At 35.3% G+C, this 12736-nt stretch carries 12 protein-coding genes; 5 read left to right on the top strand and 7 right to left on the bottom strand.

Going from position 1 to position 12736, the window contains the following annotated elements; all coding sequences use genetic code 11:
* Positions 1-424 precede the first annotated feature (424 nt).
* A complete protein-coding gene (locus LKACC16343_RS05160; RefSeq protein WP_056954661.1) occupies positions 425-811 on the bottom strand; it encodes a CvfD/Ygs/GSP13 family RNA-binding post-transcriptional regulator in 387 nt (128 codons plus the stop codon).
* 78 nt (positions 812-889) lie between these two features.
* Between LKACC16343_RS05160 and LKACC16343_RS05155 the strand changes: the two genes are divergently transcribed.
* Both LKACC16343_RS05155 and LKACC16343_RS05150 read left to right on the top strand, forming a co-directional pair.
* On the top strand, positions 890-1885 hold the full coding sequence (locus LKACC16343_RS05155) for an NAD(P)/FAD-dependent oxidoreductase (protein WP_056954659.1): 996 nt from the start codon (positions 890-892) through the stop codon (positions 1883-1885).
* A 93-nt stretch (positions 1886-1978) separates the two neighbouring features.
* The gene (locus tag LKACC16343_RS05150; protein WP_054644002.1) at positions 1979-2620 is read left to right on the top strand and encodes a VTT domain-containing protein; all 642 of its coding nucleotides are present in this window, start codon (positions 1979-1981) and stop codon (positions 2618-2620) included.
* A gap of 10 nt (positions 2621-2630) precedes the next feature.
* Here LKACC16343_RS05150 and LKACC16343_RS05145 read toward each other — a convergent pair whose 3' ends face one another.
* Genes LKACC16343_RS05145 through LKACC16343_RS05120 form a run of 6 tightly spaced genes read right to left on the bottom strand, consistent with a single transcriptional unit; the run spans position 2631 to position 6874 of the window.
* Complete coding sequence (locus tag LKACC16343_RS05145) at positions 2631-3230, bottom strand: TIGR01906 family membrane protein (RefSeq protein ID WP_056954658.1); 600 nt, start codon at positions 3228-3230, stop codon at positions 2631-2633.
* Complete coding sequence (locus LKACC16343_RS05140) at positions 3223-3999, bottom strand: TIGR01457 family HAD-type hydrolase (protein ID WP_056954656.1); 777 nt, start codon at positions 3997-3999, stop codon at positions 3223-3225. Before LKACC16343_RS05140 ends, LKACC16343_RS05145 begins: the two co-directional genes overlap by 8 nt.
* Complete coding sequence (locus LKACC16343_RS05135; protein ID WP_056954654.1) at positions 3996-4544, bottom strand: YutD family protein; 549 nt, start codon at positions 4542-4544, stop codon at positions 3996-3998. The genes LKACC16343_RS05140 and LKACC16343_RS05135 overlap by 4 nt, the downstream gene beginning before the upstream one ends.
* A 9-nt stretch (positions 4545-4553) precedes the next feature.
* Positions 4554-5921, bottom strand: coding sequence for a bifunctional metallophosphatase/5'-nucleotidase (locus LKACC16343_RS05130; RefSeq protein ID WP_056954652.1), 1368 nt, complete (start codon positions 5919-5921; stop codon positions 4554-4556).
* Between the two features lie 6 nt (positions 5922-5927).
* Positions 5928-6539, bottom strand: coding sequence for a metallophosphoesterase family protein (locus LKACC16343_RS05125; RefSeq protein WP_056954650.1), 612 nt, complete (start codon positions 6537-6539; stop codon positions 5928-5930).
* Positions 6539-6874, bottom strand: coding sequence for a hypothetical protein (locus LKACC16343_RS05120; protein ID WP_025084658.1), 336 nt, complete (start codon positions 6872-6874; stop codon positions 6539-6541). The genes LKACC16343_RS05125 and LKACC16343_RS05120 overlap by 1 nt, the downstream gene beginning before the upstream one ends.
* Before the next feature lie 66 nt (positions 6875-6940).
* Here LKACC16343_RS05120 and LKACC16343_RS05115 point away from each other — a divergent pair, with 66 nt between their 5' ends.
* From LKACC16343_RS05115 to LKACC16343_RS05105, 3 genes are all read left to right on the top strand, one after another.
* Positions 6941-8371, top strand: coding sequence for a glycerophosphodiester phosphodiesterase (locus tag LKACC16343_RS05115; RefSeq protein ID WP_056954648.1), 1431 nt, complete (start codon positions 6941-6943; stop codon positions 8369-8371).
* Between the two features lie 66 nt (positions 8372-8437).
* Positions 8438-9835: a dipeptidase PepV gene (pepV, locus tag LKACC16343_RS05110; RefSeq protein WP_056954646.1), complete on the top strand. Its 1398-nt coding sequence runs from the start codon at positions 8438-8440 to the stop codon at positions 9833-9835.
* A 116-nt stretch (positions 9836-9951) separates the two neighbouring features.
* Positions 9952-12711, top strand: a complete 2760-nt coding sequence (locus tag LKACC16343_RS05105; protein WP_056954644.1) for a transglycosylase domain-containing protein — start codon at positions 9952-9954, stop codon at positions 12709-12711.
* Positions 12712-12736: the final 25 nt, after the last annotated feature.

Below are 12736 nucleotides of genomic sequence, written 5' to 3'. Positions count from 1 at the left end.
ATATTAAAAGTTTGTGACTCATAAATAAAAATACTAGCGAATTGACTTCGTTGTAAATCCAACAAATAAATGTTGGCCTACACAATTTTAGTGTTAAAACTTTGTTCAGTTTTCAAAGGTCTACCAGCTGATTAAGCGCTTACGCTCATCAGCGACTTAATTATTTTATCAAGGAGACAATAGCTTGTCAAGAACTTTTTAAAATAATTTTTCTAACTAATTATCAACGAATTGATAACCAGTTAGGAGTCATCCAACAGACAACTTAATTATCATATCGAAGTAACAAGAACATGTCAAGCACTTCTTTAAAATAATTTGGAATCAACGGAGAAGCAATAAAGCTTCAAAGCGTTGATGCCATTGCTCTGTCGCAACAACAAGATATATATTACCAATCGAATAAGAGAGTTGCAACCCTTTTTTACAAAAAAGTTGATTTTTTTCGCTTTTTTTCTGAAATTAGCGCCATTGCGCTGTTTACCCAGTCGTTTTTCTCCTTAGCAATGGTCTTATAACCGATTTTATCACGGTAATCTGTCCAGAAATGTTTATGTAAAATGGGACGTCCTACCTTTTCAGGATTCAAAGCTCTTGTAGATAAACTGATCTTTTGATTATATTCGTCAATACCCATTACTACTACCTGAACTTCATCACCTACTTTGTATCTTTCTTCTATATTAGAAACAAATCCATGTTTTAACTCCGAAATATGAATTAATCCTTGATGAGTGCTATCTAGTTTAACGAATACACCATAAGATTGAATTCCCGAAATGGTTCCGGTAAGTTTATCTCCTATTCTCATTATTTTTCCACCTTTTTAGATTCTAAATATGTAACAATGTATCTATAGATTATATAACAGAAAATGGTGACTAAGATTATGAATGATAAAATTTATGACATTTCAATCATAGGTGGTGGCCCCGCAGGTATGTTTGCTGCCTACTTTGCACGATTACGCAGTTTGAATGTAGCTCTAATTGAAAGCTTACCTAAACTAGGTGGTCAACCTGAAACATTGTATGCACAAAAACATATTTACGATATAGCAGCTTTACCTAAGATATCAGGCACTGAACTCAGTAAGCAATTAACTACTCAATTAAATACTCTAGACTGTGATAAGTATCTAAGTACTTCTGTTTCTTCTATAGATAGAAACGAGGATGATACTTGGACCATTAAAACTACTAATGGTGAAATTACTTCAAAAGCAATTATCATTGCTATCGGTAATGGTGCCTTCGAACCACGCAAACTAACATTTGAATACGACCAATCACTTGAGGATAACAATTTAAGTTACTTTGTTAATGACATTGAGGACTATATAGGAAAAGATGTTTTAGTAGCTGGTGGTGGTGACTCTGCTGTTGATTGGGCTATTGATCTCAGTAAAATTGCAAAGCATACATCCCTTATACATAGAAGAAACAAGTATCGTGCTATGGAATCAAGTGTTGAAAAGTTAAATGCTTCTTCTGTTGAACAGCTTAATCCTTTTATTATTAAAGATGTTAACTACAATTCTGATGACCAAAAGAAAATCGATGTGACTCTTAAAATGGTTAAATCAGATGAGATTAAAACTGTTACTGCCGATAAACTTCTTGTTAACTATGGCTTCGTCTCTGATTCACGAGTACTACGCAGTTGGAATATCGACTTACAAGGACCCTTTATCAAGGTCTCACAAGAAATGGAAACTAATCTACCTAATGTCTTTGCAATTGGTGATATTGTGACTTATCCTGGTAAATTACAATTAATTACAACGGCCTTTGCCGAAGGCCCTATTGCAGTGACTAAGGCTCTACGTAATCTCTATCCTGACAAGAACTACTTCGAGCACAGTACTTCTATTTTCGAAAAATAACTTTAAATTTAGAAAATATTAAAGCTAATTTTAAGTTATGCTAGTATAATGTAAACTAATTTGAATTCTGGAGTTGATTGATTGAGTTACGTAATGAGTCTGGTCGATTTCATTTTGCATATTGATAGTCATATGGTCAATATTGTAAATAATTTCGGTCTTTGGACATATTTAATCATGTTCCTTATCATTTTCATCGAAACCGGTGTGGTTATTTTACCTTTCCTTCCTGGTGATTCCTTGATTTTCGCAGCAATGGCTTTAGCAGCTAATCCAAAATACGGATTATCAACTTGGCTGTTATTCATCATTTTCTTAGCTGCCGCGGTCTTAGGAGATTCGATGAATTATGAAATCGGGGAACATTTTGGACAGTTTGCAACGGAAAATAAATACCTCAGTAAGCTGATCAATAAAGAGCATCTACATGATGCACATATTTTCTTCCAAAAGCATGGTGGTAAAACTATTGCTATCGGAAGATTTATTCCACTGATTAGAACTTTCGTTCCATTCGTGGCTGGTAGTGGAACCATGCACTATCGAACTTTCCTGAAGTTTAATTTCATTGGTGCCTTCTTGTGGGTCTTAATTTGTTCTATTGCCGGACACTTATTCGGTAACATCCCCGCAGTTCAAGAACACTTCTCAATGATTATCCTTGGCATCATCTTGGTATCACTGATTCCTGTTTTGATTACCGCACTTAAAAATCGCAACAAAAAAAGAGCTTAAGACATTTGTCTTAGGCTCTTTTTCTTGCTTCCCAAAAATTAAGTCCTTCAAAAAGGATAAAGAATAGTACAAAACATTGCGTAAAGAATTCTTCCGGTAGGATATTGATGACAGGATCACGTCCCGAATCAAATAACCAGTCACTATTACGAAACAAGACTTCATGAAAAATCACAAAGAATCCATCAAAATCAATCAACATTAATAAGGCTAGTACGATTCCTAGAATACCAATCCAGAGAAAAACCTTATTAAAATGAGCTCGCACTTTACCAAACTTAGCCACCAGTAATCCTGAAACAATCCAGACACCAAAGTTCAGCAGAAAGAGTTTCTTACAATCTTCAAAATGCAATCTACCCGCTGGTGAAGAAATAAAATTGCTCAAATGAAAATGCCAATTAAATGGATTAATCAAATAATCCATCATCTGAGCATAATTTTTATAAACTGTCCCATAGTCCAGGTTCACCAAAGAATCCAGATTGTAGAATCTAATATTGATAGCAAACAAAAAATAGCTAGCAAAAATGGTTACCGTAATTGCCGTTGTCAAAATGAATAATGCTAAAACGGCTGTGTAAAAGCCATCCTTTTGTGTATTAGACATCCCACTTGTCCAAACTTTCTACTTCATGAGTAGGTTTGATCTCCTGTTTAGCAATATCTTCATGTGTACTTACACCTGTGTAGACTAACAATGTATCAACATTGGCGTTGATTCCACATTTGATATCAGTATTATAGTTGTCTCCCACCATTAAAGCCGTCTTAGGATCAAAATTCTTAGCCTTAGCAGCAAAGTCCATAATGTCTCGTTCTGGCTTACCAATATACTTAGCCTTTTGTTGAGTAGACGTTTCGACTAATGAAATTACCGAACCAGCACCAGGAACTAATCCACGTTCATTGGGTAAATTAGTATCCGCATTGGTACCAATAAAGAATGCCCCACGTTTGATAGCTAAGGTAGCTAATTCGAATTTATGATATGTAACATCATAATCTAATCCCACAATAACTACATCTGGATTAGTTTCGTTCAATTTAATACCAGTACCAAAAACAGCACTCTTTAAACCATATTCTCCAACAACATAAGCTGAATGGTTCTCTACATCATCATCAAACATATTCTTAACATAAGCTGCCGTAGCAAGCGATGGTGTTACCACTTGATCTGCTTTTGCAGAAATTTGATGGTTATTAGTTAAATTATCTGCCACTTGTTGTGGTGTCTTAGTTGTATTATTCGTTAGAAAATAATAATCAATTCCTTTGGCATTCAAATTATCGATAAATACCTTTGCTTCAGGAATCTTATCTTTTCCACGGTACATTGTTCCATCTAAATCAATTAAATATGTTTGATACTTCATTTATTCGTTTCACCTATTTTTCTAATTTTAAAAGTCTTCTTAGCCGTAGTTTTCTTTACACGACGTTTAGCGACTTTATTCTTTTTCTTCTGACTATTAACTTTATTCTTCGTGTTATTATTCGTATTACTAGAATGTTTAGTTCTATTATTACGAGTATGAAATTTATGATTAGATTTATTATTACGACGTCCATTTTTCAATGGTGCCTTTTTGATCTTCTCTAAGACAAAATAAGCACAACCAAAATTACAGTATTCTATCAAGTAATCCTCCAAATAGGAGATTCTGGTATCTAGAGTACTTTCTTTTCTCTCATCTTCATAAAAACCCTTAAATCTTAATTGATCATAACCCCAGTCTCCGACAATATAATCGTATTTATCTAAAACATTATTATATCGTTCTTCAATACGTTCTTTACTAAATCCATCGTCGTGATTTTCAACGATTCTGTACTGGGTCTTATTAATCGTAATTAGGTTATCAGCCAGAACAATAACATCAGCTAATTTGGTTGTGGTATTATTCTCAACTTCCTGCAAACAATCACCTCAAATCGGATATTTCTTTCCTAAATATTCACCAAAAACATTTCTTAAGAACTTAGGATACATAATTTTGTTCTTACCCGCTATCTCTATAGAAGGAAAATACGGAACAAATAAGTAATGATCCAATAAAGCTAAAGTATACTCTTGATTTCTATTTAATTCTTGACCATTTATATATACATTACGTTTATCATCAACTGTAATTCCTCTATAAATGAGTTCGCCAAATATCTTACCACGAAATCCCATCCCTTTTTGTTGATGTGTTCGCAAATACAAACGGTTCTTTTCCATTTCCATAACTAAGCGCCAAACATTATCGCCCGTCATAGTTGTTTTCATTACATGGATTGCATGTGGCAAAATATCATGTAAGTTTTTCTCAGTAATTACGCCCTTAGGTAAATCCTTCAAAAATAGACCTGAACTTAATATGGCTACTTCCGTATCAGCATATTCTTGTACTGCCGTTAAAGCTTCTTGAATAATTGAATGATCTGCTTGGTAGTCACTGCTCAAAGTAACTGGCAAATTGGCAACTTGTCTTTGATTCAACAATTCCTCACCTTTATCATGTTGTGCTTCAATCCAGGCAGCATCAGTATCCAATACTTTCATAGATGAAGTTGGTGTGGTAAAGGCATTCTTCTTAATCACTTGCTTATCCTGATTCAACTCTAAATTAATAGTCCCTACATTTTGACCATATTTACCAGCCGCTGCCAGTAAAACTCCATTATCCATTTCCCCTTTAGGAAAGAGATGATGAGTATGTGATCCGATAATAACATCAATTTCTGGATGCTTACTGGCAATTAATCGATCCATGGAAACGCCCAAATGTGATAAGAGAACAATCACATCGCAGTCTTTCACATCTTGTAAAACTTTAGGCAACATATCCTGTATTAAACGAATGTCCCAGTTCAATAATGGATAAGTCAAAATAAATGGTGCCGTCAAACCAATCACACCAATTTTAGTCTGAGCTTTAGTAGTAAAAATCTTCGATTGCACAGCAAAATCGGCCAGTTTATTGTTCTTTTCTTCATATAAGTTACCCAGAATAACAGGAAAATTAGCATGATCGTACAAATGTTCCAATTCTTCATGACTGTTACCCAAACCCTCATTATTGCCAATTGTGGCGGCATCATAATGAAGTGGATTCATCCAAGCAATATTAGCTTGACCATTAGTTGCCTCGCTTAAAGGTTGAGCTCGATCCATTGCATCCCCGATATCGAATAAATAAAAATCATCAGCAGTACTATTTTGACGAGTCTGCTCAATAAAACGAGTTATCCGAGGAAAGTTTTCAAAATGAGAATGTAGATCGTTAGTATGAACTATTTGAATTTTTTCCATAGTAGCCTACTTTCTTTGCATCTTTGCTAACTCTTTTTTCTTCTTATCATACATTTCTAGGATCTCTTCCCCGCGTAATGGTGAGCCCCAAGGTAAATCCTCGGACAATAAATCACGTTCAGGAGCATCAACTCCAACATTGATATTTTCTGGAATTGGTACAGAATAATGATGAATGTGTCCATGTAAATTAATTATTTTATCAACTTTTCCCAATAACATTGGATAATGCGTACAATAAAATTGATGGTGATCAAACTTCAATAATGAGCCGACATCTTCAAACTCATATTTAGGCTTGCCATCGGCCATTGTCACATTATGTTTATCAATAAATTTGAAAAGTGCATGATAATCGTGGTTTCCTTTAATCAGAGTTATATGACCGTTCAATTGACGTAACATATCATAAGTCTCTTGATTGGTTGGATAATCCTGTGGACGCATGGAAATATCGCCCAGATGATAAACACGGTCGTTATCATCGACACGTGCATTCCAAGCATCAATCATTGCTTGATTCATCTCGTCAACATTACCGAAATGTCTTGGTGCAAAGTTATTTGGTTCTAATAATTGATAATGATAAAAGTGTGTATCTGCTATAAAGTAATTCATTATTCAGCGTTATCATCCTTTGAAATTATTTTATTTGCTTTAAGGATTTCATTGAAGGCATCTTGAATCTTGCCTTCTGGTTTCTTGTATTCAACCCATTCTGTCAAATCCATCGGTGGAACTGTATAATTTTCGTTAACATAGTCTTCATAGACTTGTACGGCTGATGAGTGTGGGATATTAAGTTTTAAGATTCTAACTTCTTTGATCATTCCTAATTCAGCGGCTTTTTCAGCACGACCATTCATGACGATATTAGCGAGCTCATAATACTTGGTCCCATCATTACGAGTTATTTGTTCAATAATATCGAGTGTTTGCTTTTCATTATCCATTTGTTACTACCTCACATTTCACTACTTATTTTAGTATATAATATCTAAAAAGTTAGGGAGTTAATTATGATTTCAAAAAGTCTCAATCTTTTCAAAATATCATTGGCACTACTGCTTTTCTTCTTTGCCAGTGGATTTACTGTTATCGGTCACCGTGGTGATCCAATCAACGCCCCCGAAGAAACTTTTGAAAGTTTTGATAAAGCTTTTGCGGAAGGCGCCGATTACGTTGAGTTAGACATTCATGTTTCTAAAGACAATGTCCTAGTCGTTTCGCATGATCGTGACCTAGAACGTGTTACTGGAACTTCTGCTATTGTATCGCAACACAATTTTTCAGATCTGGCTTCACTAAAACAAAAAAACGGCGAATCAATTCATAGTTTGAACCAAGTCTTCGAACACTACAAGAATAACCCTAAGGCCAAATTTCTGATTGAAACAAAAAAGACTAAAAAAGGTAATCCACAAAATATGGAAGCCTTGCTCAAACAGGTTATCGATCAATATGGTATGCAAAATCGCGTTATGTTCCATTCCTTCTCTACCAAGAGTTTGGAAAACGAAGCTCAATTAATGCCGAACATCCCTCGTATCTTTATTGCCGGAACAATCAAACGTGTCAACTTTGATATTTTACAGTATGTCACCGGTGTTAATCTATCTTCTACTATCGTTACACCTGAAATAATCAACACTATGCACTACATGGGCAAAAGTGTTTACGTTTGGGATGAAATGAACGAGAGTCCTAAAAAATGGAATACTCTGATCAATATGCCTATTGACGGTGTCGTTACTAATTATCCTGCTACTGGTAACGAATATCGGGAATTAAAAGATAAGTCTAAGAGTCAGGTTATCAATCAAAACGTTTACTACATGAGCTCCAAGGAAGAACCTGTTTACGAAAATCCTTATCGTTTGATCAAAACTAAGAAAGTGGTTGAGCCATTAGGTGGTTATCACATTACTAATATCATTAAGTCTAATGGTCAAAAATACGTCCAAATAGGTGAAAATGAATTTGCTAATGCCACTGGCTTTAACTCTGAATATGTTTTAAAAGATTTACGTCAATATTTCGGTGCCAAAGTCATTTATCGTCATCAACAACCCAATAACTTTCTTTACAGCGAACCAGACGATCAGAGTCCTGTTGCTAATCGTATCGAAGCCAACAAACCTGAAAAGATCATCACTATTCAACGTATTGGCTCACAAACTTGGTTAAAATTGAAAAATGGTTGGATTAATGCTAAAAATGTTTTAATTCAATTGAATCCTGACAATTACTTAGGTAACGATAGTGAACAAAGCTACTATGACTTACCTCAAGGACAAAGGTTGAAAAATATCGACTTGCTAGAAAATATTTCTCTGGTTAAACCATCAACCGATCAAACAGTTAAGAATGCTGATTTACTAACTGATTTCAATAATTTATTTATTGATTTCTCGTTAAATAATGACAACGATTCCATAAAGAAAATTTAGGTAAATTAGCCATTAATCCAAACCTTTGGTAAAATATATAAAACTTCATGTGGAGGTCAAAGATACATGTCTATAGATTGGGAAAAAGAAGTTTCACATCGTTCAGATGAATTAATCAACGATCTTTCTGAATTAGTAAGTATTGACAGTTCAAGAGATATCGAACATAAAACTAGTGATTTTCCATTAGGACCTGGACCAGCCAAAGCCCTTCAAACATTTTTACATTTTGCAGACCGTGATGGTTTCGAAACTAAAAACGTTGATAACTTAGCTGGAAGAATTGAATTTGGTGATGGTGAGGAAGCTATTGCTATTTTGGGACACGTCGACGTTGTTCCTGAGGGACCAGGTTGGAACACAGATCCATTTGATCCAGTTATTAAAGACGGAAACTTTTACGCTCGTGGTGCTAGTGACGATAAAGGACCTAGTTTGGCTTCCTACTATGCTATGAAGATCATTAAAGAATTGAAGCTACCAACTTCTAAGAAAGCTCAATTAATTTTAGGTACCGATGAAGAGAGTGAATGGGTTGGTATCAACCATTATATGGAAAAAGAAACTCTTCCTGAAACAGGCTTTTCTCCTGATGCTGAATTCCCAGCTATCAATGGTGAAAAAGGTATTGTCTCATTTAGAGTTAACTTCCCTACTCCAGAAATTGGTTTAGTTAAGAGCTTCAATGCTGGTATTAGACCTAATATGGTCCCACAAAATGCTGAAGCTGAATTAGATTTGAATTCTATCAAGGCTGAAGAGCTAAAAGATAGTTTAAATAATTTCTTAGCTGAAAATAGTGAAGTCAAAGGTAATACAACTACTGAAAACGATACTATCAAAGTACAAATTATCGGTAAGGGTGCACATGCCATGGAACCATTCAATGGTATTAATGCTGCCACTTACTTAGCTAAATTCTTAACTACTTTGAATTTAAATGATAGTGAAAAAGTATACTTCTCATTCATTGCTAATGATTTACATCTCGACTTTGCAGGCGAACATTTGGGAATTGCTAACAAAGATGACGTTATGGGTGAATTAACACTCTCACCTAACATCTATGAATACGATCAAGACCAAGCTAACATTTTATTGAACATTCGTTATCCAAAGGGTGACAACGGTGATACATTAACTGAAAAGATCAATCAACACTTACCAGAAAATGTTACAGCCGTAATTGAAGGACACAACCAATTGCCTCACTTTATTGACGCAGATGATCCTTTAGTTCAAGATTTAGTTGGTGCTTATCGTGATCATACTGATGACCAAACTGAACCATTCACTGTTGGTGGTGGTACTTATGGTCGAATTCTGAAACATGGAATTGCCTTTGGTGCAATGTTCCCTGGTGACGAAAACGTTATGCATCAACCTAATGAATATATTAATATTGATAAATTATTAAAGGCAACTGCAATCTATGCAGACGCTATCTACCGCTTGATTAAGTAACTTAATAAAAGTTCCGTAGAAATTCTTTTCTATGGAACTTTTTTTGTTTTTACACTTCTAAATCAATTTTATTATATAATTACGGTATGTAACTTTTTAAGGGAGCTTATTTAAAAGTGAAAAATTTATGGAATAGCATTGTCAATTGGTTCAAAAGTATTAAGAGCTGGTCCGATTTTGCTAACAAAGCTAATCTTACAATAGAGATCATTAGAAGAATTGTTCTCTACTCTATCGCTGGTCTATTTATTATTTTAAGTTTAGCTGTAGGTCTCGGAATGGGATATGTTTCAGCATTAACGAATCAAGTTAGTGTTCCTACCAAAACCGAGATGAGAACCGAACTTCAAGATGTAAACAATTCAGCCACTCTATACTTTGCCGATGGTCAAAAAATTGAGAGTCTTCAAAAGGACCTTGAGGGTACTAAGATTTCAATCAATGAAATGTCACCTTATTTGAAGAAAGCTATCGTCTCAACTGAAGATAGTGACTTCTATCGTCATAAGGGTGTCGTTCCTAAGTCTATCTTTAGAGCTATTATTTCTGATATTACTGGTATCGGTGCACAAACTGGTGGATCTACTTTGACCCAACAAACAGTTAAAATGCAAATGTTATCATCGGAAACAACTTGGAAGCGTAAAGCCGTTGAAATTTTCTTGGCCATGCGTGTCGACAAGTATTTCTCTAAGGATGAAATCCTAGCAGATTACTTAAACGCCGCTACTTTTGGTCGTAATAATAAGGGACAAAACATTCAAGGTGTGCAAGCTGCCGCTCAGGGTCTCTTTGGCAAGGATGCTAAAGATTTGAATCTAGCAGAATCAGCTTTCATCGCCGGATTGCCTCAAAGTCCTTCTATCTATACGCCATATGACGAGCGTGGAAGAATCAAAGATAATATAAGTCTTGGTTTAAAACGTAAAAACATCGTTTTATATCGTATGTATCGTGATAATCAAATTTCTGAATCTCAATACAATCAAGCTAAGAAATTTGATTTGAAGAATGATTTCCAAGAGCCAGAAAAAGCTGACAGTCAAAGTATCAAGTATGGTTACTTGTACAATACCCTAACTTCTCAAGCCAGAACGATTTTAATTAAACGTCTAGCCAAGAATGATGGTATTAAGTACAAAGACTTGATCAAAGACAAGAATCTTTATGAAAGATATTGGACTCAAGCAGATACAGAATTACATAACAAGAATTACAAGATTCACAGTACAATCAATAAGAGTTTATACGTTGCTTTAAACAAGCAAGCTCAAGAATATAAAGATAACTTGGGAACAACTCATACTGACAACGCAACTGATCCTAATACTGGTAAGAGTATTAAAGTTTCCGAACCAGTTCAAAATGGTTCCGTCTTATTAGATAACAAGACTGGTCAAGTTTTAGCCTTCGTTGGTGGTGTTAACTTCAAGAAATCACAAAATAACCATGCCTTCGATACTAAACGATCACCTGGTTCATCTATTAAACCGTTGATTACTTTTGCTCCAGCGATCGAAAATGGATTAATTGGTTCACAATCAATGTTGGCCGACTTCAAGACTAGCTTCAAGAAGTACTCACCAACTGATTACGGTGAAACAATTCAAAATCGTTTCATCTCTGCTCGTGAAACTTTGGAAGAATCATACAATATTCCTTCAGTTAACCTCTATAACTACATCAGACAACACGGCGTTGATTCTGAAAAGTATATGTCTAAGATGGGAATTCATCTTTCTGATAAAGAATATCAACAATTAGGTATTACCTTAGGTGGTACTGCATCTGGTGTGACTGTACTTCAACAAGCCAGTGCTTTCTCTACTTTTGCTAATAAGGGTGTCCACGTTGATCCTTATGTTGTCTCTGAAGTTACTGACCCATCTGGTACCGATATTTATAAACATAAAGATTCTCGTACTCGTGTCTTCAGTAAACAAACTTCATACATCATCAAGAACATGCTTCACGGTGTTGTAACTAAAGGTACTGCTTCTGCTCTTTCATATGAAGCTAACTTCAGTACCAAGAATCTCTTTGGTAAAACTGGTACATCAAATGACTATCGTGACAACTGGTTCATTGGTAGTACCGATGGTATGACTTTAGCTTCTTGGATTGGTTACGATAATTTCTACGGTAACAATTACAATCTATCAAGTAATTCGACTGACCTTAACCAAGAACTCTGGGCGAAGATGGCAAATGCCGTTTACAAACAGGATCAAAGTGTTCTTAACGTTCATACCGCCTTTACTAGACCAAGTGGTGTTCAATCTTACAAGGTCGACAAAGAAACAGGTACTAACGTTGGTACAATTGGTTACAATGGTGTCACTTCTAAGGTTGATCAACATACAACTACCTCGCTTTATTACAAAGGTAGTCCTCGTGATATGTCTTACAATAACTTTGCTATTGGTGGTAAGGCTAAGAATTACAAACTATTCTGGGATAACTACTTCGGACGTAGCAACAGTTACGGTACTGTAAAACGTCTTGGTGACGATAGTAAGTCTGCCAATGAATTAGCTCAAGAAAACGGAAGCGGTCGTACTTCTGGTTTCAGTAATAGTTCAAACAGTAGTGATTCATCACAAGTAATTACTAACAATAATTCTTCATCCAATTCAGCAACAACAGAATCAACCGCTAGATCAAACATATCTAACAGTAATTCCGACACTGGTACTGGCTCAGGAACAGGTTCAGGCTCTGGTTCTGGATCCGGCTCTGGTAGCTCAAGTGAAGAAAAAGAATCTTCAAATAGTACTAGTTCAAGTTCTAATGAACAATCAAGTACTGAAACTACTGGTAACTCTTCATCAGCCAGTACTGACACAGGTTCAACAACTCCACCAGCAGGTGAATAATTAAAAAGCAGACATCTTCGGATGC

The organism is Companilactobacillus bobalius (assembly GCF_002179915.1).
Classification (GTDB): domain Bacteria; phylum Bacillota; class Bacilli; order Lactobacillales; family Lactobacillaceae; genus Companilactobacillus; species Companilactobacillus bobalius.
The sequence above is the reverse complement of the archived record's forward strand: the minus strand, read 5'-3'. Positions and strand labels throughout refer to the sequence as shown.